The organism is Pseudomonas sp. 300 (assembly GCF_055803035.1).
Window position 1 is genome coordinate 965751 of record NZ_JAVLRV010000002.1, and the last position, 25643, is coordinate 991393.

General features: G+C 60.5%; 27 protein-coding genes, 1 tRNA gene and 1 pseudogene. 9 read left to right on the forward strand and 20 right to left on the reverse strand.

Features of this window, described 5'->3' with window-relative positions:
• Positions 1 to 43 precede the first annotated feature (43 nt).
• Together Q7W83_RS10740 and Q7W83_RS10745 are read right to left on the reverse strand one after the other, a co-directional pair.
• Positions 44 to 493, reverse strand: a complete 450-nt coding sequence (locus Q7W83_RS10740; protein ID WP_150633864.1) for a cupin domain-containing protein — start codon at positions 491 to 493, stop codon at positions 44 to 46.
• A 138-nt stretch (positions 494 to 631) separates the two neighbouring features.
• Positions 632 to 724, reverse strand: a pseudogene (locus Q7W83_RS10745) (DUF1801 domain-containing protein); the annotation flags it as partial.
• 158 nt (positions 725 to 882) lie between these two features.
• Between Q7W83_RS10745 and Q7W83_RS10750 the strand changes: the two are divergent.
• Together Q7W83_RS10750 and Q7W83_RS10755 are read left to right on the forward strand one after the other, a co-directional pair.
• Positions 883 to 2259: a pyridoxal-phosphate dependent enzyme gene (locus tag Q7W83_RS10750; protein ID WP_150633865.1), complete on the forward strand. Its 1377-nt coding sequence runs from the start codon at positions 883 to 885 to the stop codon at positions 2257 to 2259.
• The gene (locus tag Q7W83_RS10755; protein ID WP_473655996.1) at positions 2256 to 3434 is read left to right on the forward strand and encodes a cystathionine gamma-synthase; all 1179 of its coding nucleotides are present in this window, start codon (positions 2256 to 2258) and stop codon (positions 3432 to 3434) included. Before Q7W83_RS10750 ends, Q7W83_RS10755 begins: the two co-directional genes overlap by 4 nt.
• A gap of 91 nt (positions 3435 to 3525) precedes the next feature.
• Here Q7W83_RS10755 and Q7W83_RS10760 read toward each other — a convergent pair whose 3' ends face one another.
• Complete coding sequence (locus Q7W83_RS10760; protein ID WP_150633867.1) at positions 3526 to 4626, reverse strand: polyamine ABC transporter substrate-binding protein; 1101 nt, start codon at positions 4624 to 4626, stop codon at positions 3526 to 3528.
• A 766-nt stretch (positions 4627 to 5392) separates the two neighbouring features.
• Between Q7W83_RS10760 and Q7W83_RS10765 the strand changes: the two genes are divergently transcribed.
• Positions 5393 to 5821: a nuclear transport factor 2 family protein gene (locus tag Q7W83_RS10765; RefSeq protein WP_150633868.1), complete on the forward strand. Its 429-nt coding sequence runs from the start codon at positions 5393 to 5395 to the stop codon at positions 5819 to 5821.
• Between the two features lie 151 nt (positions 5822 to 5972).
• Here the strand turns inward: Q7W83_RS10765 and Q7W83_RS10770 are convergent, their stop codons facing one another.
• The gene (locus Q7W83_RS10770; protein WP_473655997.1) at positions 5973 to 6860 is read right to left on the reverse strand and encodes a Dyp-type peroxidase; all 888 of its coding nucleotides are present in this window, start codon (positions 6858 to 6860) and stop codon (positions 5973 to 5975) included.
• A gap of 186 nt (positions 6861 to 7046) precedes the next feature.
• On the opposite strand from Q7W83_RS10770, the gene Q7W83_RS10775 reads away from it, so the two are divergent.
• Both Q7W83_RS10775 and Q7W83_RS10780 read left to right on the forward strand, forming a co-directional pair.
• Positions 7047 to 8672 (forward strand): NADP-dependent glyceraldehyde-3-phosphate dehydrogenase, encoded by a 1626-nt coding sequence (locus tag Q7W83_RS10775; protein WP_150633870.1) that lies wholly within the window; start codon positions 7047 to 7049, stop codon positions 8670 to 8672.
• Positions 8673 to 8716: 44 nt separating this feature from the next.
• Positions 8717 to 9760 (forward strand): FUSC family protein, encoded by a 1044-nt coding sequence (locus tag Q7W83_RS10780; RefSeq protein ID WP_150633871.1) that lies wholly within the window; start codon positions 8717 to 8719, stop codon positions 9758 to 9760.
• Here Q7W83_RS10780 and Q7W83_RS10785 read toward each other — a convergent pair whose 3' ends face one another.
• On the reverse strand, positions 9761 to 10654 hold the full coding sequence (locus tag Q7W83_RS10785; protein WP_150633872.1) for a DMT family transporter: 894 nt from the start codon (positions 10652 to 10654) through the stop codon (positions 9761 to 9763).
• A gap of 135 nt (positions 10655 to 10789) precedes the next feature.
• On the opposite strand from Q7W83_RS10785, the gene Q7W83_RS10790 reads away from it, so the two are divergent.
• Positions 10790 to 11227, forward strand: a complete 438-nt coding sequence (locus Q7W83_RS10790) for an Lrp/AsnC family transcriptional regulator (protein ID WP_150639485.1) — start codon at positions 10790 to 10792, stop codon at positions 11225 to 11227.
• A gap of 65 nt (positions 11228 to 11292) precedes the next feature.
• Here Q7W83_RS10790 and Q7W83_RS10795 read toward each other — a convergent pair whose 3' ends face one another.
• The gene (locus tag Q7W83_RS10795; protein ID WP_007915443.1) at positions 11293 to 11964 is read right to left on the reverse strand and encodes a Bax inhibitor-1/YccA family protein; all 672 of its coding nucleotides are present in this window, start codon (positions 11962 to 11964) and stop codon (positions 11293 to 11295) included.
• A gap of 123 nt (positions 11965 to 12087) precedes the next feature.
• Between Q7W83_RS10795 and Q7W83_RS10800 the strand changes: the two genes are divergently transcribed.
• The 3 genes from Q7W83_RS10800 to Q7W83_RS10810 all read left to right on the forward strand — a co-directional run bounded on the left by Q7W83_RS10800 (position 12088) and on the right by Q7W83_RS10810 (position 13413).
• Positions 12088 to 12175 (forward strand) — tRNA-Ser (locus Q7W83_RS10800).
• Between the two features lie 217 nt (positions 12176 to 12392).
• Positions 12393 to 12602, forward strand: a complete 210-nt coding sequence (locus Q7W83_RS10805) for a hypothetical protein (protein ID WP_473655998.1) — start codon at positions 12393 to 12395, stop codon at positions 12600 to 12602.
• A gap of 259 nt (positions 12603 to 12861) precedes the next feature.
• Positions 12862 to 13413: a hypothetical protein gene (locus tag Q7W83_RS10810; protein WP_473655999.1), complete on the forward strand. Its 552-nt coding sequence runs from the start codon at positions 12862 to 12864 to the stop codon at positions 13411 to 13413.
• 27 nt (positions 13414 to 13440) lie between these two features.
• Here the strand turns inward: Q7W83_RS10810 and Q7W83_RS10815 are convergent, their stop codons facing one another.
• From Q7W83_RS10815 to Q7W83_RS10880, 14 genes are all read right to left on the reverse strand, one after another.
• A complete protein-coding gene (locus tag Q7W83_RS10815; protein ID WP_473656000.1) occupies positions 13441 to 13989 on the reverse strand; it encodes a lysis system spanin subunit in 549 nt (182 codons plus the stop codon).
• The gene (locus Q7W83_RS10820; RefSeq protein ID WP_473656001.1) at positions 13971 to 14630 is read right to left on the reverse strand and encodes a glycoside hydrolase family 19 protein; all 660 of its coding nucleotides are present in this window, start codon (positions 14628 to 14630) and stop codon (positions 13971 to 13973) included. Before Q7W83_RS10820 ends, Q7W83_RS10815 begins: the two co-directional genes overlap by 19 nt.
• Before the next feature lie 56 nt (positions 14631 to 14686).
• Entirely contained in the window at positions 14687 to 15733 is a 1047-nt protein-coding gene (locus Q7W83_RS10825) for a phage late control D family protein (protein WP_150653576.1), read from the reverse strand.
• Positions 15734 to 15830: 97 nt separating this feature from the next.
• Entirely contained in the window at positions 15831 to 16037 is a 207-nt protein-coding gene (locus Q7W83_RS10830; RefSeq protein ID WP_150653577.1) for a tail protein X, read from the reverse strand.
• Positions 16012 to 16857 (reverse strand): phage tail protein, encoded by an 846-nt coding sequence (locus tag Q7W83_RS10835; protein ID WP_473656002.1) that lies wholly within the window; start codon positions 16855 to 16857, stop codon positions 16012 to 16014. Before Q7W83_RS10835 ends, Q7W83_RS10830 begins: the two co-directional genes overlap by 26 nt.
• 12 nt (positions 16858 to 16869) lie before the next feature.
• Positions 16870 to 19326: a phage tail tape measure protein gene (locus tag Q7W83_RS10840; RefSeq protein ID WP_473656003.1), complete on the reverse strand. Its 2457-nt coding sequence runs from the start codon at positions 19324 to 19326 to the stop codon at positions 16870 to 16872.
• A gap of 148 nt (positions 19327 to 19474) precedes the next feature.
• Positions 19475 to 19786: a phage tail assembly protein gene (locus Q7W83_RS10845; RefSeq protein ID WP_150653580.1), complete on the reverse strand. Its 312-nt coding sequence runs from the start codon at positions 19784 to 19786 to the stop codon at positions 19475 to 19477.
• Between the two features lie 12 nt (positions 19787 to 19798).
• Positions 19799 to 20302: a phage major tail tube protein gene (locus tag Q7W83_RS10850; RefSeq protein ID WP_473656004.1), complete on the reverse strand. Its 504-nt coding sequence runs from the start codon at positions 20300 to 20302 to the stop codon at positions 19799 to 19801.
• 12 nt (positions 20303 to 20314) lie between these two features.
• Positions 20315 to 21481 (reverse strand): phage tail sheath subtilisin-like domain-containing protein, encoded by a 1167-nt coding sequence (locus Q7W83_RS10855; RefSeq protein ID WP_473656005.1) that lies wholly within the window; start codon positions 21479 to 21481, stop codon positions 20315 to 20317.
• Between the two features lie 104 nt (positions 21482 to 21585).
• Positions 21586 to 21945 carry a phage tail assembly chaperone gene (locus Q7W83_RS10860; RefSeq protein ID WP_473656006.1) on the reverse strand — a complete coding sequence of 120 codons (360 nt, stop codon included), beginning with the start codon at positions 21943 to 21945 and terminating at the stop codon, positions 21586 to 21588.
• A gap of 2 nt (positions 21946 to 21947) precedes the next feature.
• Positions 21948 to 23831, reverse strand: coding sequence for a phage tail-collar fiber domain-containing protein (locus Q7W83_RS10865; protein WP_473656007.1), 1884 nt, complete (start codon positions 23829 to 23831; stop codon positions 21948 to 21950).
• Positions 23824 to 24432 (reverse strand): phage tail protein I, encoded by a 609-nt coding sequence (locus tag Q7W83_RS10870; RefSeq protein WP_150653584.1) that lies wholly within the window; start codon positions 24430 to 24432, stop codon positions 23824 to 23826. Before Q7W83_RS10870 ends, Q7W83_RS10865 begins: the two co-directional genes overlap by 8 nt.
• Positions 24429 to 25316: a baseplate J/gp47 family protein gene (locus Q7W83_RS10875; RefSeq protein WP_473656008.1), complete on the reverse strand. Its 888-nt coding sequence runs from the start codon at positions 25314 to 25316 to the stop codon at positions 24429 to 24431. The genes Q7W83_RS10870 and Q7W83_RS10875 overlap by 4 nt, the downstream gene beginning before the upstream one ends.
• Positions 25313 to 25639 carry a GPW/gp25 family protein gene (locus Q7W83_RS10880; protein WP_473656009.1) on the reverse strand — a complete coding sequence of 109 codons (327 nt, stop codon included), beginning with the start codon at positions 25637 to 25639 and terminating at the stop codon, positions 25313 to 25315. Before Q7W83_RS10880 ends, Q7W83_RS10875 begins: the two co-directional genes overlap by 4 nt.
• Positions 25640 to 25643 lie beyond the last annotated feature (4 nt).

Consider the following 25643-nt stretch of genomic DNA (forward strand, 5'->3'; position numbering starts at 1 on the left):
GCTGGCTTGCTGGCTCCTACAAGGGATTTTCGGCGGCTTTGACTTACTGTTTGATCACCACCAGCGGCTCGCCTTTCTTCACGATGTACGTCGCCAGTTCCGAACCGGTTTTCGTGCCGACGTTCTTCGCGATATGCGCAACGCCAGCCGGAATGTACAGCGAATCACCGGTCTTCAGCGTGACCGGGGGTTGCCCTTCCAGTTGATATTCGAACGTACCGTCGATGACATAAGCCACTTCCACGCCTGGATGGGAGTGGTTGGGCGACGAGACGCCCGGATCGATATCAACCCGTACCTGAATCACTTCGCGACCGTCGACGTCGAGATCCTTTTTCAGGAGGTCGGTGCGATGAATCCCTGTCTGCCAGCTTTTTGCAGGGGCCTTCACTTCCTCGGCTTGAGACACGCCGGACAACGCGGCGAGCGCGGCAGTGGTGACAACAGCGACACCGAGCATTTTGACGGTGTGACGAGCATTGATGCGGAACATGGCGCTTCTCCGGTTATACCGTTGTGGTGCCCTCATTAGGCGGCCGCCGTGTATCCCGTACGTGTCGCGGACACCATGGATTTGTAAGCGAAGATCGCTGTGGGCGCGGAGGATACGTAGGGATACAAACGGGCCCGGTCACTTGGAAGTGTTGAGCACCACCGCCGCACGAATGAGCGCCTTCAACGCCTTCTCATCAATCGCATCGCCCTCATGCACATCAATCGCCCGGTGTTCGCCCCTTCGTTCGCGACCGGCTGGCCGCACAAGGTTGCGAGTGAGGCAATCGCGGCCTATGGTCCAAGCGATGCATTGTTGGCAACGGTCGCGCGAGGACGTGCCGCCAGTTGCCGTCCTTCCCCTGCGATTTTTCGCAAAGAGGTGACAACATGCCGAACGATTCCCGCCCTGCCGTGCTTGAACTGATCGGCAATACGCCGCTGGTGCGCGTCAGCCGCTTTGACACGGGACCGTGCACACTGTTTCTGAAGCTTGAATCACAGAACCCCGGCGGCTCGATCAAGGACCGCATCGGCCTGGCGATGATCGACGAAGCCGAGCGCGACGGCCGGCTCAAGTCTGGCGGCACCATCGTCGAGGCCACCGCTGGCAACACCGGCCTCGGCCTGGCCCTGGTCGGCCGCGCCAAGGGCTATCGGGTGGTCTTGGTGGTGCCGGACAAGATGTCCACCGAGAAAGTCCTCCACCTCAAGGCCATGGGCGCCGAGGTGCACATCACCCGCTCCGACGTCGGCAAGGGCCATCCCGATTATTACCAGGACGTCGCGGCACGGCTGGCGCTGGAGATTCCCGACGCATTCTTCGCCGACCAGTTCAACAACCCGGCCAACCCGCTCGCCCATGAATGCAGCACCGCGCCGGAGATCTGGGCGCAAACCCAGCATGACGTGGATGCGATTGTCGTGGGTGTCGGTTCGGCCGGCACGCTGACCGGACTGACCCGTTTCTTCAAACGCGTACAACCCAATCTGGAAATGGTGCTGGCCGATCCCATCGGTTCGGTGATGGCCGAATACAGCCGCAGCGGCACCATGCAGACGCCCGGTTCGTGGGCGGTGGAAGGCATCGGCGAAGACTTCATCCCCTCGATTGCCGACCTCTCCAGCGTGCGCCACGCCTATTCGATCAGCGACGAAGAAAGCTTCGACCACGCCCGCCAACTGCTGCGCGCAGAAGGCATTCTCGGCGGCTCTTCGACCGGCACCTTGCTGGCGGCGGCACTGCGCTATTGCCGCGAACAAACCACGCCGAAGCGCGTGGTCAGCTTCGTCTGCGACACCGGCACCCGCTACCTGTCGAAGGTCTACAACGACCAGTGGATGAACGATCAGGGCTTGCTCAAGCGTAAACCTTATGGCGATCTGCGCGACGTGATTGCACGCCGTTTCGAGGATGGCCGGGTGATCAGCGTCGGCCCCGACGACACGTTGCTGACGGCGTTCCAGCGCATGCGCCTGGCGGATGTGTCGCAATTGCCGGTGCTGGTGGACGGCAAGAAACTGGTCGGCGTGATCGACGAATCCGACATTCTGCTGGGCATGCAGGAAGACCCATCACACTTCCGCTTGACCGTGTCCAGCGCCATGACCGACAAAGTACAAACCCTGCCGGCCAGCGCCAATATGGCCGAACTCCAGGCAGAACTCGATCGCGGGCTGGTGGCGATCATCGCCGACGCCTCGGGCTTTCACGGTCTGATTACCCGCGTCGACCTGCTCAATCATTTGCGGAGATCCCTTGCATGAGTCAACACGATAAAAACGCCGCGGCACGCGCCTTCGCCACTCGGGTGATCCACGCCGGGCAAGCGCCGGACCCGACCACCGGCGCGTTGATGCCGCCGATTTATGCCAACTCCACCTACCTGCAACAGAGCCCCGGCGTGCACAAGGGCTTCGACTACGGCCGTTCGCATAACCCGACGCGCTTTGCCCTGGAACGTTGCGTCGCCGACCTTGAAAGCGGCACCCAGGCCTTCGCGTTCGCCTCCGGCCTGGCGGCGATCTCCACGGTGCTGGAACTGCTCGACGCCGGCTCGCACATTGTCTCCGGCAATGATCTGTATGGCGGCACCTTCCGGCTGTTCGACAAGGTGCGCAAACGCAGCGCCGGGCATCGTTTCAGTTTCGTCGATCTGACGGACCTCGCGGCCTTCGAAGCGTCCTTGCAGGACGACACAAAAATGGTCTGGGTCGAGACGCCGAGCAATCCGCTGCTGAGCCTGACCGACCTTGCCGCCGTCGCACGTATCTGCCGCGGCCGCGGCATCATTTGCGTCGCCGACAACACGTTCGCCAGCCCGTGGATTCAGCGGCCGCTGGAGCTGGGCTTCGACATCGTGCTGCACTCGACCACCAAATACCTCAACGGCCACTCCGACGTGATCGGCGGCATCGCCGTGGTCGGGCAGAACCCGGAACTGGCGGAACGCCTGGGTTTCCTGCAGAACTCGGTGGGCGCGATCGCCGGACCGTTCGACGCGTTTCTGACCTTGCGCGGCGTGAAAACCCTGGCGTTGCGCATGGAGCGTCACTGCAGCAACGCGCTGGAACTGGCACAGTGGCTGGAGCGCCAGCCGCAAGTGGCGCGCGTCTACTATCCGGGCCTGCCGTCGCACCCGCAGCATGAACTGGCAAAGCGGCAAATGCGCGGTTTCGGCGGGATGATTTCTGTCGATCTGAAGAGCGATCTGGCCGGAGCCACGCGCTTCCTCGAGAGCGTGCGCATCTTCGCCCTGGCCGAGAGTCTGGGCGGCGTGGAAAGCCTGATCGAACACCCGGCGATCATGACCCACGCCACCATCCCCGCGGAAACCCGCGCGCAGCTCGGCATCGGCGATGGGTTGGTGCGGTTGTCCGTGGGGGTTGAGGATGTCGAGGATCTGCGTGCCGACCTGGCCCAGGCGCTGGCGCGGATCTAAGCAAAACGAGGATGCTCCCCCTGTAGGAGCCGGCAAGCCGGCGCCTACAGGGGAACGCGGGTGGCAGGCCAATCGCGCTCCGCCCGAAGTGTTACTCGCCGGACTTGATGCTGGTCCAGACCCGCGTGCGCACCCGCTCAAGCTTTTGCGGCAACGGTTGCACTACATACAGGGTTTTCAACGCTTCGCTGGTCGGCGTCAGGTTCGGGTTGCCGGTGATCTCTTTGTTGATCAGCGCAATCGAGTCTTTGTTGGCGTTGGGGTAACCGAGGAAATCACTGATCGGGGCGATGACTTTCGGGTCCAGCAAGGTGTTAAGAAACTCGTGGGCTTCGTCGACGTTCTTCGCGCTTTTGGGAATGGCAAAGGTGTCAAACCAGATCGGCGCGCCTTCCTTCGGCAGGCGCCAATCAACCACTACGCCGTTACCCGCTTCCTTGGCACGATTGCCGAACTGGTAGAAGCTGCCGGAGTAGCCGATGGCGACGCAGATATCGCCGTTGGCGATGTCGGTCATGTACTTGGCCGAGTTGAAGTAGGTGACGTACGGACGAATCTTCAGCATCAACGCCTTGGCTTTTTCGTAGTCGTCCGGGTTCTGGCTGTTAGGGTCCAGCCCCAGGTAGTGCAGCGCCAACGGCAGGATTTCCGAAGGTGAGTCGAGCATGGCCACGCCACAGGATTTCAGTTTCTCCATGTTCTCCGGTTTGAACACCAGATCCCAACTGTCCACCGGCGCATTCTCGCCCAGCGCGGCCTTGACCTTGGCCGGGTTGAAACCAATCAGCACGGTGCCGTACATGTAGGGCACGCCGTACTGGTTGCCCGGATCGTTCTTGTCCAATAGTGCGAGCAGTGCCGGGTCCTGATGCTTCCAGTTCGGCAGTTTGGACTTGTCCAGTTTCTGGAACACCCCGGCCTTGATCTGGGTTTCGATAAACTGGTTCGACGGCACTACCAGGTCGTATCCCGAGTTCCCGGTGAGCAACTTGGCTTCCAGTGATTCGTTGGTGTCGAAAGTGTCCCAGGTCACTTTGATTCCGCTTTTCTGGGCGAAGTCCTTGGGCACGGACGGCAGGATGTAGTCCGCCCAGTTGTACACCCGCAATTCCCGCTGTTCGGCGTGCACGGCACTGGCCAACAGCGTCAGCCCACAAACAGTGGCGCCCAGTATGCGTTTCATCATGACCATGAATGAATTCCCCAAATATGTCGCTCGTTGGTTTTTATGTTCTGTACACGGCAGGCCTTAAAAATTGCCAAGGGCAAGGAAAACGGGTTTCTAGTTGGTTTCGCGAGCGTGCTGGAACAGCTACGTCGCTTCGATTCTTGCTGACGAACGAGAGAGTTCATAGTGCGAGGTCGGCCAAAAGGGGATCGAAATGGCCAATATCGGTGTCCCGGTAGATCCGGTCGAGGGGATATCGAGCAACTGTGGGAGATTCCATGTTGAAGCTGCTGGCCTCATCGCGAGCAGGCTCGCTCCCACAGGGAATTGTGGTGTTTGCTGGACATGGGAAAAACGACAAAGCCCGCACAAGGCGGGCTTTGGGGTTCGAGTAGGTGGCCGGTGCTGGTCTCCGGCTTACAAGGTTTATCAGGACTCTCACAGAACAGTTTTGTGCTCTTCTGCTTCACACGGCATAAGGGCTGGATCTCAGCGCGGAGATCTTTCTAACCGTGTACCCTTCGGAACGCGCCCCACGTGTCCTTGCCATCCGCTTGCGCATCAGTCTGCGTCTTCACCTACAACTTGAAGAGTAGTACACCTCCCGAACCGCGAAGCTGAATTTTTAGAACGATTTTGTCCATGGCGACGGGTGCCAGGACGGAAAACGTCTAACCGGTCGGTCAGGGCAATGCTTGAGGGTTTTGCCACAGAGAGGTTTCCCTTCAAGTCCTTTGATGTACAGTCTTCGCCGACGCTTGCAGAACAACAAAAATACAGGAGTTAAAAAATGTCGGAACTCAAACTGCATCCAAACGCCGCAGAATCCTTGAACCAATGGCACGCGATGATCAACAAGGCTGACTTGCAGGCCTTGCCCGAATTGTTGGACCCACAAGCGGTATTCCGCTCGCCGATGGCGCACACGCCTTATCCGGGGGCGCCGGTGGTCACGATGATTCTCACCACGGTGTTCGGCGTGTTTGAGGATTTCCAGTACCACCGCGAGTTGGCGACTGCGGACGGCTTGAACGTCATCCTGGAATTCAGCGCCAGGGTCGGCGAAAAGCAGCTCAAGGGCATCGACATGATCCGCTTCAACGAGCAGGGAAAAATCGTTGAGTTCGAGGTGATGGTCCGTCCCTTGAGTGGCTTGCAAGCCTTGGGTGAAGAGATGGGACGCCGACTGGGCGCTTACCTCGCCGCCAGCAAAGCCTGACCACGATGCAGCGCTTCATCGGTGAGCCCATGCACCGATGAAGCGCTGCATCAGCTGAGGCTCGAAAGATACGGCCATGGCCGGCGTACTTGATGCACCGCACTGCATTGATCGTCGGAACGCCGCCCGCAGCAAGCCGGGCTTCTACAGATCAGCCAATGCGCAGTGCGCGCATATCCAGATGACCGTCCTTCAGCGGCGGGCACCAGTAGTAGCCGCCGGTGATCGGGCGACTGATGCGGTACAAACCGTCGGTGATGCCATCTTCCAGTCCGCTCATGCGCCGCAGCTGCGCTTCGAAAGCGTCGAGGGAGAAACCGAACGCGAGGAACATCAGACCGGCGCGCTCACCTTCAATCCACGGCATCGAACGACGGACCACGAACGCCTCGGGGGCGAAGCTTTCCTGGGCGGTGCGTTTGACGTGGGCAGAGATCGGCGCGTCATCGATTTCTTCGTTGTCGCTCAAGCGACGACCCATGATGTTGTCCTTTTCCTCGGACGGCATCGCGTGGAAACCCTTCAGGTCATGCTGCCACTGCTGGATCGCGGCGAAGCTGCCACCGACCAGACCGTCAACGCCCTCACCGACCAGCGCGGCGGCCACGGCGGCTTCGTCGTGCGGGTTTTCGGTGCCATCTTCGTAGCCGGTCAGGTCGTGGCCGGTCAGGTGGCGGAAGGTTTCGTTCATCTGCACCAGGCGCAGGGCCGGTGCCAACGCGGCTTCGATGGCGGTGGCGCGATTGAGCAGCTCACCACGGTCGACGCCATGCAACCAGCACCACAGCGCGTGTTGGGTCGACGGGTTGTCGACGCCGACACCGGTCAACGCCGGAAACGGCCGCAGCCCGTCGATCTGCATGTGCAGCGCCTTGACCAGGGACTCACCGAAACCGACCACCGCCGACTTCCCGTCCACCAGCGACACCAATTTGTCGAGCGCGGCCGGCAGTGCATCGACGGATTCCAGCGCGAAGAACATATGACGGGCTTGAGGTGGAACGGGGGTGGCGAGAATGCCCGGCTGGTAGTAACTCATATGAACTCCTTAAGAAAGAGCGCGAAGTTTACCCGCAGCGCCGGCCGTTGTGTGTTCTCAGGTCAAAAGATCGAGGGTTCATCAAATCGGCACTTAAAAAGTCGGGGCAATAAGGCGTATAACCTCTGAAGTGAATTTTGAACTGCAAGCCGCCAGCGCCTGGCTTACATCACATGGAGTAGCGACATGACCACAGCCCACATCCTCGGCAACCTGTTTCCCGATTCCAGCGACATCCCGGAAAAGTACCGCCTCGACGGCCAGACCGAACAGCGTGAATACCTGGTCGATGGCGAGCTGAAAACCTGGTCCGGCCCCCTCGCCCAAGTTCGCAGCCCGGTGTACCTGACGGGCGAAAATGGCGACGAACAAGTGATCCTCGGCAGCACGCCGCTGCTCGATGCCGACACGGCGCTGACCGCCCTCGACGCCGCCGTCCGCGCCTATGACCGCGGCCAGGGCCTGTGGCCGACCCTGCGCGTGGCCGAACGCATCCAGCACGTCGAAGCGTTCCTGGGACGCATGCGCGAACAGCGCGAAGCGGTGGTCAAGTTGTTGATGTGGGAGATCGGCAAGAACCTCAAGGACTCGGAAAAAGAGTTCGACCGCACCTGCGACTACATCGTCGACACCATCAACGCGCTCAAGGAACTCGACCGCCGATCCAGTCGTTTCGAGCTGGAACAGGACACGCTGGGGCAGATCCGCCGCGTGCCGCTGGGCGTGGCGCTGTGCATGGGACCTTACAACTACCCGCTGAACGAAACCTTCACCACGCTGATTCCGGCGCTGATCATGGGCAACACCGTCGTGTTCAAACCAGCCAAGCTCGGCGTGCTGCTGATTCGTCCGCTGCTGGAGGCGTTCCGAGACAGCTTCCCGGCCGGGGTCATCAACGTCATCTACGGCAGCGGCCGCGAAACGGTCAGCGCGCTGATGGCCAGCGGCAAGATCGATATCTTCGCGTTCATCGGCACCAACAAGGCCGCCAGCGACCTGAAAAAACTCCACCCGAAACCGCATCGCTTGCGCGCAGCGTTAGGCCTCGACGCGAAAAATCCCGGCATCGTTTTGCCTGAGGTCGACCTGGACAACGCGGTGAACGAAGCGGTCACCGGCTCCTTGTCCTTCAATGGCCAGCGCTGCACAGCGCTGAAAATCCTCTTCGTCCACGAAGACGTGGTCGAGGCGTTCATCGCCAAATTCAACGCCAAACTCGCCAGCCTCAAACCCGGTATGCCGTGGGAAAGCGGCGTCGCCCTGACGCCGTTGCCGGAGTCGGGCAAGGTCGATTATCTGCACGGGCTGGTGGCGGATGCCGTGAGCAAGGGTGCCCGTGTGGTCAACCCGAATGGCGGTGAAGCCCGTGCGTCCTTCTTCTATCCAGCGGTGTTGTACCCGGTGACGCCGCAGATGCGCGTCTATCAGGAAGAACAGTTCGGCCCGGTAGTGCCCATCGTGCCTTACCGGCATCTGGACACGGTGATCGATTACGTCCTGGAGTCGGATTTCGGCCAGCAGCTAAGTATCTTCGGCACCAACCCGGTGGCGGTCGGCAGGTTGGTGGACACCTTCGCCAACCAGGTCGGGCGGATCAACCTCAACGCCCAGTGCCAGCGTGGCCCGGACACCTTCCCGTTCAACGGCCGCAAGAATTCCGCCGAAGGCACGCTGTCGGTGCATGATGCGCTGCGGGTGTTTTCGATTCGTACGCTGGTCGCGACCAAGTTCCAGGAGACCAACAAGGACCTCATCAGCGAGATCATCAGCGGCCGCAGCTCGAGTTTCCTGACCACCGATTACATCTTCTGAGGAGCACGAGCCTGAGCACATTCAGAGCCCACCGACTGCCACCGCTGCTGCGCCGGGTACTGCGTCCGTTACTGGATCCATACCGGCGCTATCGCCACGCCAAATTGATTCACGCCGTGCGCGTATCACTGGGGTTGCTGGCGACGATTCTACTGACTACCGGCATCCACCTGCCCCACGGTGAGTGGGCGTCGGTGACGATGCTGGTGGTGATTGGCGGTTTGCAGCACCACGGCAACATCGGCAAAAAAGCCGCCGAGCGCGCCATCGGCACCTTGATCGGCGCCGGTGTCGGCCTGTTGTTGGTGGCGCAACAAGCCTGGCTCGGGATGCCGTGGCTGACCTATTTTGCGATGTCGGTGGTCTGCGGATTCTTCTCTTACCACGCCATCGGCAAGGGCGGTTACACGGCGCTGCTGTCGGCGATCACCGTGTTTATCGTCGCCGGGCATGGCGATAATCCGGTCACCGACGGGCTGTGGCGCGGGGTGGACATCCTGATTGGCATTGCCCTGGCCCTGGCGTTTTCCTTCGCGCTGCCGCTGTACGCGGTGTATTCCTGGCGCTACAACCTGGCCGATGCGCTGCGCGATTGCGCGACGATTTACGGGCGCATCATCAATGGACAGCCCGTCACCGATGACGAGCACGTGAAGTTGATGAATCGCCTGAACACGGTGATGGTGCAACTGCGTTCGTTGATGCCGTCGGTGTCCAAGGAAGTGAAGATTTCCATGACCGAGCTCGATGCGATCCAGCGCCATTTGCGCATGTGTGTCAGCACCCTGGAAATCCTCGGCAACACCCGACCGGATGCCAACGACCCTGACGCAATGGCGCATCTGCAATCGGCGCTGAAAGCGGAGCATCGGCTGATTCGGGTGCAACTGGTGGGGATGGCGCGGGCGCTGAAATCCGGCGCGTCCCAGCGGCTGAGTCGCCCCGTCGAACTGCCGGCTGATTCAAGCCTGGACGCACCGGTCTATAACCCGCTGGATGGCTACCGGCTATTGATCCGGCAGCTGGCCAGCAACCTTGGCGAGATGCGCCAGCGCCTGGCCAAGACCGCGCCGCGCTGGAACATCTGATTATTGTGTAACTGTCCGCCGAAACTTCAGGCTCCAGCCTTGTTGCATGCCGGCGGCAGCCAGCAGAATCGCAGCAACACCGATCCATTGCAGCATTTCCAGACGATGGCCGAAGGCAAACCAGTCGACGAAAATCGCCGCAATCGGGTAAATGAACGACAACGCACCGGTGAGTGCCGTCGGCAGTTTTTGGATCGCACCGTACAGCAACACGTACATCACGCCGGTGTGAATAATGCCGAGGGTCACCAGGCTGGCCCAGGCGCTCGGTGCTTGCGGCAACGCCGAGAAGTGCGCGAATGGCGCGAGCAACAACACGCCGGTGCTGACTTGAATCAGCGCGATCAGGTGCGGGGGCGTGCCGGTCAGGCGTTTGATGATCAACGCCGCAATCGCGTAAAGGAATGCAGCACCCAGCGCCAGTCCGATGCCCATCAGGTAATCGTTGCCGCCCTCACCCTGTTGCCCGTGTGCGCTGACAATCGCCAGCATCCCCAGAAACGAAACGCCCAGCCAGAGCAGCTTCTGCAGGGTGATTTTTTCGTTGAGGAACAGCGCGGCCAACCCGACCAGCATAAACGGCTGAACGTTATAGACCGCCGTGCCAATGGCAATCGAGGCGCGGGAGTACGAGGCAAACAACAGCACCCAGTTGCCGACAATCGCCACGCCGCTGAGCACGGCCAGCAGGAAGGTGGTACGGGTCAGAATGCCAGGGCGCAGGAAGCCGAACGCCGCGCAAATCAGCAACAAGGTGCCGGCGCCGAACACGCAGCGCCAGAACACCACGTCCAGCACCGGTTGCCCGGACACCAGCACGAACCAGCCGATGGTTCCGGAAATCAGCATGGCGGCGGTCATCTCGAATGACCCGCGACGAAGTGTGTTGTCCATCATCAGACTCCTGTGTTTGAGCCCAAAGTATGCCCATCCGCAGGGGGGCTTCTCCAGCGCAAAAAAAAGGCTAAACTCGATATCTGCCTTTTTTATCAAGGCGGTTTCGATTAATTGCCTTACAGGGGTTGCGCCATGACTGACGATATCGACCAGGTGCTGATTACGGCGTTGATGGAAGACTCGCGGCGTTCGCTCAAAGCCCTGGCACACCTCAGCGGCCTGTCTTCACCAAGTGTCGCCGAGCGTTTGCGCCGTCTCGAAGAACGGGGCGTGCTCAAGGGCTATACCGTGGAGATTGATCCCAAATATTTCGGCTATCAACTCCAGGCCATCGTGCGAATCCGTCCGTTACCGGGCCAGTTGCAGGAGGTGGAGCGGCAGATCCAGGCGATTCCCGAATTCACCGAGTGCGACAAGGTGACCGGCGACGACTGCTTCATCGCCCGCCTGCATGTGCGTTCGATGGAGCAGTTGGACACCCTCCTCGACCGCCTGAACACACACGCCGAAACGAACACCGCCATCGTCAAGAAAACCCCGGTCAAACGCCGATTGCCGCCGATGGCGTGAGCCTTTAGCCAAATCGCAGACAAGAAAAAACCCGCCGAAGCGGGTTTTTTACTCATGGACGACGATTAATCATCGCGGCTCATGATGCCGAAGATCTGCAACAAGCTGATGAACAGGTTGTAGATCGATACATACAGGCTGATGGTCGCCATGATGTAGTTACGCTCACCGCCGTGAATGATGGCGCTGGTCTGGAACAGAATGCAGACCGAAGAGAACAGCACGAAACCTGCGCTGATCGCCAGTTGCAAACCGCTGACCTGGAAGAAGAAGCTCGCCAGCGTCGCGCCCAGCAGCACGAAGAAACCTGCGGTGATGAAGCCGCCGAGGAAGCTCATGTCCTTGCGGGTGATCAGCACGTAAGCCGACAGACCGCCAAACACCAGCGCCGTCATCGCGAAGGCCGAGCTCACGACTTCCGCGCCGCCCTGCATGCCCAGGTAACGGTTAAGGATCGGGCCGAGCAGGAAACCCATGAAACCGGTCAGGGCAAACGCCGACACCAGGCCCCACGCGGAATCACGGAGTTTGTTGGTGAGGAAGAAAAGGCCATAGAAACCGATCAGCACCACGAAGATATTCGGGTAGCCGACACGCATCTGTTGGGCGACAAACGCCATCACGCCGCTGAATGCGAGGGTGAGAGCGAGCAAGCCGTATGTGTTGCGCAGGACGCGGCTAACCTCTAGCTGCTCAGCCTGCACGCTGTTATTAACTGCGTAATCCTGTTCGCGCATGGCGACACTCCTGTTGGTTTGAAACGTTCAGTCGCAAAGATCATAACAGACGCTCTGTAACAAGCCATGCAGAGAGTTTGACAGTGTGTTTCATTCAGGTATTATGGCGCCCGCAACGCAAACGGAGGTGTGGCCGAGTGGTTTAAGGCAACGGTCTTGAAAACCGTCGACTGTAACAGGTCCATGAGTTCGAATCCCATCGCCTCCGCCATCTTGAATACGTTAGAGCCCTGATTAGTCAGGGCTTTTTCGTTTCTGGGGTTTGAGAATCGGCGGCAATTTTTCGAGGCGTTACAAAACTATTTGGTAACCGTTACAAAACTTTCCTGCTTTTACCCTCCTCCGGCGTCCTGCCGACTGCTTCATTTCCCTATGTGTCACACCACATTTCCACTGCTACGATGACCTTCTTTCATGGAGGAATCGCGATGCCAAATTCAGACCTGCTCCCTTCCCTGCTCTACAAAATCAACGAAAACCAGCTTGCCCTTGAGGCCGCCATACTCGAACTGTCCAACTGGGTCGAGCAGCAAGGCGCCGCCGAAGTCGCGGACAACGTGCGCGGTGCTTTGGAAGCGATCGACCGTAATGAGGAGTTCATTAAGTTGACGCTTGCGTTGCTAATGACACCGAATTGATCCAGCTTGGCCCGGTCTGCTCGGACAGGGTCAAACCGACGTATCAGTGCCGGATCTCGATTCTGGACCGACGAACGCAAGGCATCCGTAACCTGGCCAGCCTGTTTAGTGGAGCGAATGAGCCAGACCGCCGAGCGCATAGAGTTGGTACTGATGAACCGCAGCCACGAGCGCCCAACCTTGAATGATCACTTCGTAATAGCGGAAGGCCACTCAAAGCTCTACAATTCTGCGATAAATGTCATAAATGGAGGTAGGCATGCTGCCATACATCATCGCTGGTGCGGCAAGTGTCATCGGATATGCGGGATACAAGCTCGGCCGAGAATGCTCGCTTTGTAACAAGCGCATGAAATGGACACATAACTGCATAAATTGCAAAAAAGTTTTATGCAGTGCTTGCGGAACTTCAATGCCGAAAATATTTCGTGATCAAACAACATTGAGGTCTGCCGGATTTACCTGCTCTAGCTCCTGCACGCTTGCCGTACGACAGCGAGACCATGAACTTACCGAGGCACACGACGCTAAGGTTGAACGTCAAAGGAAAAGACTATCTAGGATTTCTCAAGTTCGGCTGGTAAGTATAAATTATGGCGGTCCACAAAAAACAACATCCGGTGAAGAGTTAGAAACTGAATGGCATGACGACAAGCAGGCAGCTGAGAATTCAGCTCGCGTGATGGCTGTGGATGTCTATGACACTGACACTGTATGGTTTGTAAAAACAATCTTTAAAACATGTGAAAGTTCAGGTCCAAAAGGAGGAACATATCGTTATCGCCGGTGGAAAGTCACAGGAGTAGTGTAATCGCTGGCACAATTCAGTTCCTTTCCCTCATCGGCGAGATATTTCGCGCACATACGCCTGACAAGCCGCCAGCGCGATCAGTCCCCGGTCGCCGGCGTCGGTGATGCCGATAATTCGTTGAGCATGCGCGGGGTCAAGTTCGGCTCTTGTGCCTCCATGAACCACGCCGCCGGCGCGGGCAGCGGCTGACAGCTCGTTACGGCCTGCACCGCCGGGGCCGGCGGCGGTGGTGAGAAGGACTGACAACCGGACATCAGCAGTGGCAAGGCGATCAGACAGGCGTTGCTGAGCGTTCTTTGCATCAGACAGTTCCTTGTAGTGGGTTTCATCGTTGAGTTTCAAGCGCTGCTCCAGGGCGGCGCGTTTGGCTTGTTCGGCCGTCAGCGTGGCCAGCACCGCGTCGACGCGCGCCGTAGCCCGATCGGCGGACTGGCGGGCCTGCTCGGCCAGCGCCTTGCCATAACGCCAGTCTTGCAGCGTCCAGGCACCAGCAGCGGCGCCGGCCGCGATCGCCAGCAGTACCAAGGCGATCGCCCAGGCGCGCAGCGCCGGCGGAATCAGATCGAGGGCAGACATAGCACCTCCTTGGCCACCGCCCACAGGGCGCGGCGATCGGCCTCGCCGTTGTGGCCGCCGTTGATCACGCGGGTAATGCGATCGAACAGCCCGGCGTCGGCCAACTCGTTCAAGCCACGATCCCACCAGAACCACGCGGCCGACAACGCCGCGAACTCCGGTTGCTCCAGCAGCTCGGGCTGCTCCACCAGGGGCAAACCCAACGCTTGGCCACACAGCCGGTACATGTCGCGGCCGGTGATACCGATCGCGCCCCGGGCACGGTAACGGTAGCCATCGCCCGAGGCCTCGGGGCCGTTGCCCATGCGATCGGCATAGACGCGGCTGGCCAGCTTCTGCGAGTTGCGCAAGTAGGCCTTGGCGTCCTCGATCTCCGCAGCGTCGACCCGGCCGTTGCGATTGAGGTCAAAGCCGTACTTGAAGAGCTGCGCGACGCGCTCGGCGTCCTTGTAGTACAGGCTTTCCGACAATTTGGTCAGGTGGCCGGACTCATGGCCAATCTGGGCGAGAAACGCCGCCTGACGCACCGGCGAACCGATGTCAAAGCGCGCCATAGCCCGATTGAGGGCAGGCACAAAAACGCCCGCGACAGGGCGGGCGTTGGGCAAGATCCGCAGCAACTGCGGTTGAGTGAGAGGCATACAAACTCCAGGCATAAAAAAACCGCACTCGGCGGGTTAGTGGGGACGCGATAGCGCTAGGCGAGACTGACGACCTTGACCGGCTTCACCTCCTTTTTCTTCTTGCCCTTGGCTTTGGCTTTGCCCTTGTTGCCGCCGTTGCATTCGACCGTGGTCGACCAGCCGGCTTGGGTGTAAACCTGCTCGACGGAGTCGGCCAGATACTCGCCATCGAGCCCGACCTTGAAGCCCTGGGCAATAATCGGCCGCTCGGCAAACAGATCCGTCCGGCCTTCCATTTCGAAACGCACGCCGGCGCTGGAGCGGTTGAACGCCGCCAAGCGCGCCTTGGCCGCCGACTCGGCAGCGGTCTTGTTCGGGTGAATGTGCCGATCGGTGTGCACCGAGGGCAAGCCCGCCGGCGCGTCGTCGTTGTCCAGGGACACCACCGCGAGCTTGCCGCCCTTCTTGTCTTGGTGCTTGGTGGCCACCTTGCCGTGCGTGTTGCGATCGCCCAGGCGAAACTGCCAGCGGCTGACGTCCTTGCGCGTGATCGTGATCGCGCCGAAGGCCTTGCCGCTCGCGCTTTGCCCGCCCTGACGTGGCATCACCAAGAGCTTGCCGTCCGCGACCTTGGCCGTGCAGTCGTACTGCTTAGCCAGGCGCGTGATGAAATTGAAATCGGATTCGCTGAGCTGGTCCGCCCGGGCGACTTTTGTCGTCACCGGGCACACCGGTTTCCAGCCGTTACGCGCGGCGATATCGGCGACGATTTTCGACAGCGGCACGTTTTCCCAGCTCCCGCTGCGAATGGTCTTGCCGCTGCCGCGCATGTCGCTGGCCTTGCCCTTGATGGAAATCGTATCCGGCGGCCCCGATACCGTGACCTCGTCGACCACGTAGCGGCCCAAGCGGGCCAGGGACGTCTCGGCATAGCCCAGGTAGATCTCAATGCCGGCGCCGCGCCGCGGCAACGTTACCAGCCCGTCACGGTCATCAATACGCAATTCGAACTCGTCGGAATCCATCCCGGGCTTGTCCGTGGTGCTGAGCTGGATCAGCCGATCATTGATCAGGCCGGTGATGTCGGCCCCATCGGCGACGATGCGAAACATGGGGGTCATGGCGTGCGTCCAAAAGAAAATCCGCTCAAGGCGGGTTTGGGGGAAAGGGCTCGTTACGCGTAACGCGATCGGCCGCCGGCGGCGTCTCCGGACGGAATCAATCCCAGAGGGTGACTTCTTCAGTGACCGGGCTCGGCAGATCCGGCAGGACGATAATCAAGCCGGTGCGAAACGGTTGTTCTTCGTCGGCCAACCCCTGATTGGCATCAAGGACCGCCTCGACACTGCCGTTCAGGTGGCCGTAGTAGTTATGGCAAATGGTGTCCAACAGATCCCCGTCAGACGTTCTGCATGTCATCGCCATAGCGCACGAACTCCAGGGTGAACTCTTGTTTGCGCGGGATGCCACCTTGCATCAGCGCGCTTTGATCTTCGTCGACACTCTTCAGGCACCAGGTGCCCAGCACGTCGCCATAGCCGGTGGTCAGTGTCAGCGGTTGCAGCCGGCCGCCGATCGAGCGCAGCGTGTCGAGTTGCTTCAGTCCGCCCTTGAACCCGGGGAAAATCTGGCCCTTGAGGGTGATTTTCTCGTCACCGATGCCCACCCCCTGCTGCGCCGGCCGGCGCGACAGGCGCTCCTGCGAGGCCCAGCGGAATTCGGTCGAGCGACGCAGCGAGTCAAAGGCCGCCGTGTCGAGGTTGAAGTAATACGGCTGCGCCTTCGGATCGAGCGGCTGAAGAATCAGCAGGTGCGGGAACGGCTTCACCGCCTCCGGTGCCGGCGTGCCATCGGTGGCCAACGCGCCGGTGGGCACGACGTTGGCCAGCGACGGACTGACCTTGCCGGCGATCTTGTTGATTGCCGTTGCCGCCTTGCCCGCTTGTTCCTTCAGCGTACCCAGGCGCTCGTCCATCCCCGACAGCGCGCGACTGGCCTTGTTGTAGGTGGCCACCACTTGCCCGACCTTGGCCTGAGCCGCCTGCACCCCGCGCATGACGCGCTGAAGTTTGGCCCCCATCGCGGGCCCGACAAAGGGCAGATCCTCCAGCTCGGACGCGGCACCGGTGATTTCGCCGATCGCGCCATTCATTGGCCCCAGCATGCCGTCTAGGCTGCGCCGCCCGGTTTCCCCGGCCGAGGCGAGGTATTTCAACCCCGACTGTAATTGGCCCAACGCTTCCATATGCCCTCCTGATTAAACGTGCGGTGCGTCGTAGAGCTGGGTACTGCTCACTTTGCCGGCCATGTCGCGATAGTGCTGATCGAGCAACGGCTTGAGCTGGTTATAGAGCGTCGCGGCGTCCTTCACGTCGCCATTGACCGTCAGCGTAAATGGCGCCTGAATGTCCACCTTGGAATCGACCTTGACCCCCTCGGCCTTGTCGGGTGCAGAGGCGGCCAGCTTCGCCGCGGCGGCGTCATCACTGGCGGCCGGCAGCATCATGGCCCGCGCGGCGTCCCCGGGCTTCGGCGCCATCAGCAGCGCGCCGGTGCCTTGCCCCGAAGGCTTGGCAAACGACTGGCCAATGTTGGCCATCACCGGCGGGATGTCCTTGCCGGCATTGGTCATCATCAACGGACCCGCCGCGGGCATACGCTTTAGAGCGTCGTCGCTGCCAAACATCGACTTGCCGAGGTAGCCGCCCAGGGCGTCGCCGCCCATGCTGCCGATAACACCGCCGATCAGACCGCCAAGCGCAGTACCGACCACCGGCAGCAATAGCGTGCCCAACGCGGCGCCGGCCGCTGCACCTCCCAGCGTACCGGCCAGACCGCCCGCGGCCGCGCCGTAGCCTTCGGCTTTTTCGTCCCGCGTTTCGGCGTTCTGATAGGTGTCGTAGGCTTTAAACCCTGCATCCACCACCGCCACCACGGCCGCACCTTTCACCACGGACCCGATACCGCCGCCCACCCCGCCACGACCACCGCCCTTGCCGCCTTTGCCACTTTTCTTGGACTTGCCATCGGCATCGAGGTCGCCCGCATCCAGACCGCCACCCAGGCCGCCCATGTTGGTGACGATCACCTTTTGCGGGATGTTCGGATTGCCCATCAGCGAACCGCGGCCAATGTTCATCAGGCCTTTGGCCATCTTGACGTTGGCCATCACCGCACCGAAGGCAATCACCGCCGCCACGGCCGCACCGATGCCAGTCACCACCTTGGGCGATTCGTCCGACAGCTTGCTCAGCTCCTGGGTGACGTAGGTCAGCCCGTCCGCCACGGTATCCGTGACCGGTCGGAACGCGTCGCCGATCGCACGCATGGCGTCATCGCTGGCCTGGGCCATTTCCGACCACTTCTGCGCCGACGACTGCCGGCGCTCCTCGAGGTTCTTGTCCAAGATCCCGGTGGCACTGGCCGACTCCGATTTCAGCTTGGCGTACAGCTCCTTGTTCTGCATGAACGCAGTCAACGCGCCCTTGACCTGCATGTCGGCGAACAGGTCGCCGGTGCGCAAGGCGCTCTCCAGGGACGCGATCATGGCCTGGGCTTTGGCCGGGTCCGTCTCTTTGCTGATCTTGGCCGTGGCCTCGGCCATCGCCGCGGCTTTCTTCGGATCGGTCGCGGCAATGTATTTTTGGGCCAGCTCAAAGCTGGATTCCAAGGTGGACTTGCCGTTTTGCAGACCGGTATTCATCGAGCCCTGATAGTCGATCCCGGCCTTTTTGTAGGCCTCGACCGTATCGCCCGAACCGATCTTTTCCATCCAGTTCTTGAGGTTGTTGGCCGCTTCGTCCGCGCCGCCGGCGGTCTTCATTTGCACCTGAAGCATGGCGCCCAGTTGCGTCACCGAATCCATGCCGGTGATGCCCAGCTTGCCCATGCCCGCCAACAACTCAGGGAACCAACGGGCCATGTCGGCCGCCTCGAAACTGCCGGCCTGACCTTGGTAGGCGATCGCCTCCAGGGCTTTTTGCATCTCGGCCGGGTCGGTGATCTTGGCGTTCTGCCCCAGGGCGTTGATCATGCGCGCGGTTTCGCCGCCGTCCGAGCCTTGGCCAATGGCAAACTTGGCCGCGGTTGGGGCGTACTTCAGCGCCTTGTCCAGCTCCATGCCGGCGCCCACCAGGGCGTTGACCACCTCGGCCACCTGATTGCGTGCCATGCCGGTATCGCGCGACGTGTCGATGATCTTTCTCGACATTTCGCCCTCTTCGGGCTTGTTGGCAATATTCGACTTGATCGCAATGTCACGAATGATCGCGCCATAGTCGGCGCTGATTTTGGTCGGGATGGCCATCGCCGCCGTCGCGGCCACCGCCTGCCCCACGCTGCTTTTGAGTTTCTGTTTGCCTTCGTCAAGTTGCTCGTGACCCTTGGCCTTTAACTCGGCTTTGGCCGCGGCCTGCCCCATGGCGCTATAGGCCTTGGTCAGATTGCGAACCTCGACCCCTTGTTTCTTCAGACTGCTGAGACTGCTTTCGAGCTGCCGTTGCAACGCCGAGGCGTTTTTGTCGCCGGCCATGTGCGCCTTGCGCCATTCATCGCGCAACCGCATGGTGTCGCCAATGGTCTTTTCCAGCACCCGGGCTTTTTTGCCCTCGGCTTCCAGGCGTTTGATGCGACTGGTGACGTCCTTGAACGCCGAGCCCACGGTGGAGCTGACCGCCCCGCCAATGACCAGTCCGAGCGCGAGTTTGTTCGCCATGTGCGTGCCCTATACGTCGGGTCAATCAAAGGCGGCTCAATCCGTGAGCCACCACACCATTTCCGAAAAAGGCATGGCCTTGATCTCGGCCGCCGAGAAACTGGTCTCTTTGGCCAAGCGCCGGGCCAGTGCCTTAAGCGTGTGTGCGTTACAGCTCGTCTTCTTCGACCAGGCGAAAATAGCCCGCCTGCAGGCGGTTGTAGTCCTTGATTTTCATGGTCGACAGGTCCGCGTCAGTGGCCATGATCAAGCTGCAAAACAGGTTCTTTTCCATCTTGTCCATCGCGCCACCACCGGCCACCGTAGCGGCCTCCATGTCTTTCACGCTGGGCGCGCGCATGGTGACCTTGTCGACGAGGACGCCACTGATATTGGCCTTGTAGGCCAGTGTTACGGTCACGCCGTCCTCGGTCAGTTCCAGCCACTTCGGCAACGGCTTGGTCAGGCTTACTTGTGTCATGTTCAAATGTCCTTAAAGGCCCAGGGCCGAGCGTTCAGCAGCCAGTTGATCGACACCGTCGACCACCTGAATCATGTTGAGGGGATCGATCTCGTACATCACGCGGCCGTCGATTTCGAGCTTGTAGTAAACGAGCTTCAGCGCGTGCTTGATCTCGGCCGGATCGGAGGGCTTCCAGTCGCCCATGTCGACCTCTTTGATGCCGCCGCGCATAGTCACCACCACCGGCGTGACCACCCCCTTCAAACCCTTATAGGCCGCACGAAACACCACGTTGCACGCGGTCTGATCGGCCAGCCCGAAATACTTCAGCGACTCGCGGCGAATACCGTTGGTAGTAAACGCCGCCTCCAGTTTGTCCATGCCGGTGGCCAGCTCGATCGGCGCAGACATGCCGCCACCTTGATAGTCGGTGACCTTTTGCGTCAGCTTCGGCAGGGTCAAGGTCGGCACGTCGCCGGCGAAACTCACGCCGTCAACAAACGCGGCGCAGTTGGTGAGAACTTGAGGAATCATTGAGCGGCCCCCTTAGGCGGTTTCAAGAACTTCGGTTAGCCATTCGTTGGTGACTTCAATGAGGAAATTCGGGTTTTCGGCCGGCGGCACGTCGGTGAAACGGATGCGCCAGAAAATTTTGCCCTGCTCGATCTGGCTGGCCGTGTTCCGCTCCTTGTCCGCGTAGACTTCGAAGTTGATGATCGCGCCGGCGTTCTTCTGATCGCGCATGAATGCCTGAAGGCCTTCGGTCACGTCCTGCACGTAGGTCTTGGTGATCGAGCGGTCAACCGCCCACTTGTGCCCCGCCTGAATCGCATCCATGAGGATGTCGCAGGTGCGCACGCGGGTGACGAATGCCCACTTCGGATCGCTGGACAGCGTCCGGTTGCCCCACAAGCGATAACCGCCATCACGAATGATCGTGGCGATGTTGGCGTTGTTCAGCAGGTTGGCCCGGCAGGTTTCGTCACCGTCCAAATACTCAATCGGCCGGGTGGTGCCGGTGATGCCGACAAACTCCTTGTTCGACGGCGATGCCCAATAGCCGTAGTTGGCATCGGTCCAGGCAAACAGCCCCGCCGTCCACGCCGAGCCCGGCGCGTCGATCGTCGCACTGGCGATCGTGTCCCAGTACTTTACGCCGGGATCAACCATGTACAGGCGCTTGCTGCCGAACTCCAGGGCGTAGGCCATGGCCGCCTCATCGGTGGTGTTCGGACCGTCGAGGATGGCGATCGCGCGCAATTTACCGGCCAGGGCATCCATGGCGGTGGCCACCGCTTGCGTGGCGGAATGCTTCGGCGCGATCAGCAGTTTCGGCTGGGCGTTGTGCTTGCTTTTGCCGTCCAGCAGCGCTTGCAGACCGGTACGCTGCCCCGAGGCCAGCACGCCACCGATAATGGCCGAGGTTTGCAGCGCGGCGTCTTCTAGCTTCGGCACGCCAATGGCGACGATCACCGCTTTGGCGCGCACGTAAATGGCCTGGCACGCTTTGGTAATCGCCGAATCCGCCCCGAACGCCGCAATGGCTTCACGCTCGGTCGTGATCAGTTTCAGCTCGCCGGCCAGCGCGTTGCCGCCGCCCAGAATGCCCGGGGTGAAGGTGTCGCACAGACCGATGATCGACGACGACGGCAGCGAAATCGTCCGCGCGCCGGTATCGATCAGCGAGGTGGTGACGCCGTGATAGAAACTCATAGGGCTCAATCTCCAGAAACAAAAAAGCCCCGCGTGAGCGAGGCTGTCAGGGATGTTCGTGTTACGCGTAACGGAAAAGAAAACGCCCCGTCAGTGCGGGGCGTTTATTCGTGTTGCTCGGCGATCCACTCCGGCGCCGTTGGCCGGTGCTGGGTATCAGGGAAGTCAGGCGACTGAGGCCAGTCGCGCAGGCCCTGCATGTACACCAACAGCTCGTTGAATTGCTCGGCCGTCAGCGTGGCTGAATCTGAAAGTTCCAACTGATCACGGTGCCGCTCGCGCAACCACAGCACCGCCGACAGCGCACCGTCACGCCATTCACGCTCAATATTTACAAGCGTGGACGGCTCTACCGCAAACAAATCTGGACTATCGTCCGGCAAATACTCTTCGGCGAAACCAGGCTGAGAGTTGGCGAACCGACCTGTTACATATCCCACTTCATTGCGCTGCACAAATGGCATAACTATTCCTCCCAACCTAGTGTTAGCAACGAAACCTTCCCTGACCCGTTTCCTCTTGCCCGAATTTGGCCGCTCGCATTTGTCTTGATGAAAAGCTGCATGCCTCCAGAGTCAGAAGCGCCGTCAGTGATAACCCCGAAACCGCAGGTAAAGCCCGTATAAATACCGAAATTCGCAGGAGCCAAATCAGCGGTATCGAGCCCGCTGAGGTACACAAGCATGTTATTTGCCCACACAAATGCGTTTAGCTGAACAACCACAGGAACACCGGTAGGGACCGACAGCCCGAAGGAAACAGCGGTGGTATTGATCGATGTGTCAGCCACATCCAAAATTGGCGTAACCCAACGAAAGGCGCGACGACCTCGCATCAAATCCATCACGAAAGGTCGGATAACCCCTCCCGAGTCGGTGCAAATGCTCCCCACCCGAGAAACCAGCTCATAGCCGGCCGGAATTTGTGGCGCCGTAGGGCTCAAGGAAAACAGCACGTCGGCCTCTCCACCGGCAACGCGGCGCAAAGCGAAAACGTGATACCACTTGCTGGCCGAACGAACACCGGTATCGAGCTTGTTGCCGCCAGTTCCTGCCGACCATCCACCTGCCGCCTGCAATACACCACTGATAATTGCAGACGAAATAACCGGGTTCCCAGCCTCTCGCGCTACACCTGGGCCAACGTCGATTGTCGTGCCCGGCGAGGCGCCGTTCATCACAAGGCAGAAGCCAGACAAATGGCCCTGAGGCGTCGCCACGGCAACCTGCGCCGCCAGAGCAGCAATGTCGATGTTTCCCTGATTGATCGGCGCGTTCCAGGCCTTGATGCACCACATCACCGCCAAGTTGCGCGGGCGGGTTTCAGTGCCACCGGTTGCGGTAGTCACAAAAGCGCCGTAGCCACCTGACGTGTACGGTGAGTTAGGGCCGTTCGCCATAGGCCCAGTATCTTTACCAAAGAACAGAGCCGTGCCGTGGGCGTGAGACTTAAAATCATCAGCCTGATTACTACCAATCGCCCGCCCAGCATCCACCCCGCGCCCATGGTCCCAACCCCGCAGGAACTCGCCGCGCGATTCTGGTAGCCGAAAGTAACCGGCGGTTTCGGTGCCCTTATTGAACGCCGTTCCCAAAAATGCCGCCAGATCCGGGTATTGCGCAATGGGCCACTCGCCGCCGTTAATTTCCAGAAACCCGGGCGGGATCTTGTGCACTGGAAACGCCACCATGCTACCGACCGGCAATGCCGAGGCGTGAGCAATAATCGCATCAATTTCGGGCTTGGTGTAGGTGTCCTTGATCCCGAAACCGGCCAGTGTTTCCGGGTTATCACCCGACACCACCACCCCACGGTTATTGACGGTGACACGTCGGAACACACCGGGCGTCTTGTTCGCCGGCAATACCTCCAGAATCGCCGCATCCACGTAGGCCCGCGAAGCCAGCACAATCGCCGGATCGATCTTTAGCGTGATGTTGCCGGCACTGGTGACGATGAAGTTCATGCGCACGATTTGCGTGCGGCCCGAACCTTGCGACAGGGCCGGCTTGAAGCTCGGCGCGCAGTTGGCCACCGCCACCAGATCCCCGTCCGCGTCGTACAGACCGATTTCGCGAATCCACTTGCCGCCCTCATCGGCCGGAATGATCTGCTCGGCGATGATCACCGCCGGATTGTTCGGGTCGATCTTGAGCTGATTCAGCGGACGGCGGCGCCATTCATTAATCAGCTTGGTTTGCGCTGCATTAGGGATCGGGTCGGTGCCGCTGGCATCCCCCACGCCCATGTCGGTGATCTTCCAGGGAATGCCGAGCGCGTCGGCGTTCGCCTGCTTGACCATCCCCACGTTCGTGAGGATCGCAAAAAACTTCGAATTCGCATCAATCATAATAAACGTCCAGGGTGTCTATGGAGTGTTCGCGACCGACCACGCCAAAGCGGCCCGTGACCTCGATGTCACGCATCACCGGCGGGTAGACGTCGATTTCGTCGCCCTCGAAAAGGGAAACGGCAATGTTCAAATTGCCCTGAGTTTCGAGGCTGATCGCCAACCCGGTCAGCTTGCGACTGACAGGCTTGGCATCGTCGATCAGGCGATCCAGCTCCTGATACATTTCCTCGGTGATCCCGGTGTCCAGTACGCCGACCTTGAGCGCAAAGGTGCCGGGCACCCCTTCGGGCACCGTGTTGAACCACTCGACGATCTCGATCAGGTAGCCCAAGGGCTCAACCACCCGGCGCAATGCGCCGATGGTGCCCTTGTGGGCATGGATGTAATACGACGCGGCAATGGCCCGGCGCTTGGCTGCCTCCGGCCATCGGTGATCCCAGCGATCGACCGACCACGCCCACGCCAGATGCGGCAACAAATGCACCGGACAGGTCTGAGCGTTGTAGAGCGTGCGTAGCGGGACAATCGTGCGTTCGTAGAACGATTCCTCCAGGGCGCGCTCCAGTTGCGTGCTATTGCTCGGCAGCAGGCTCTTCATCCCGGCACCTTCGGCACCACGCTGTAGCCGGTGCAATACGCCGCCTGAGCCTTGGTCGGGGCCAAATCCGCCCACCCGGTCAGCTCAACCCGGGAAACGCCGGCCACGTGTAGCTGAGCATCGACCGCCGAACGTGCGACCTCCACGCCCAAGCGTTTGCGCGGGTTGATCCAGGCGGCCAAGCGCTTTTCGGCTTCCGCCAGACTGGCGTCGCTCTCAGGACCTGCGCTGTTCATGTGCAAAATGGCGTCAATACGGTAGTGAATAATCTCCGCGCTTTGCACCTTGACCCGATCACCCAGCGGCCGCACGTTCTCATCATTTAGCGCCGCGGCGACGGCGGCCAACAAGTCGGGGCTGGCCACCCCTTCGCCTTCCGAACTCAACACCGTTACCGTAACGTCGCACGGCGATGGACTTTCCGCCGTGGCATCCATCACCAACCCCGAAGCGTTGCGCGCGTGAAAGATGTAGCTGTTGCGCGGCCCCGCCGTGGTCAGCCCTTCAAAGGCCAACTGGATGCGCTCACGAAACGGGTCGTCCTTTTCCTTGATCTCCGGCACTGGCGGCACCGCCAGCAGATCCTCAGCTTGAATCACTAGGCGCTTCAGGTTGACGTTCGCTCCCAACTGATCCAAGTCACTGCCGATGGCATGGGCCAGCAGCAGGGCCTTGGCTGCGTCGTTGACCCGGGCGCGGTTGCCAAGCTTGATATAGGCCCCGACCTCGATCACCTTGGTGACCGGGTCGCTCTCGAGGGTGGCCGTCCAGTTGTCGCCCATGTAACCGCGAAAGGTGGACAGCCCTTCCTCGTAAGTGCCTTCGAAGTCCAAGGGCTCCAGCACCTCCGGTGCCGGCAGCGCCGACAGATCCAAGCCACTCATACGCTCACCTCCAACAGAAAGCGGTCGCCGAGGTATTCACCGGCAATGCTCAGATCAATTTTCCCGCCCAGCACCGACAGCACCCGCACGCCCTCCAGCTTCAGGCGCGGCTCCCAGCGCCCAAGGGCGCGGGCAGCCTCCGCTTGCACCGAACTTTTCCAGCCGGCGCTTACGGGCAAGTCGACAAAAGCGCTGAGCTTGCTGCCGTATTCGGGCCGGTGCCGGCGACTGCCAAGCGGCGTGCCCAGGACGTCGCCCATGGACTGCCGCAAGTGCTCGATGCCGGAAATGGGTTGGCCGGTGTGGCGGTCCATTCCGATCATCTAA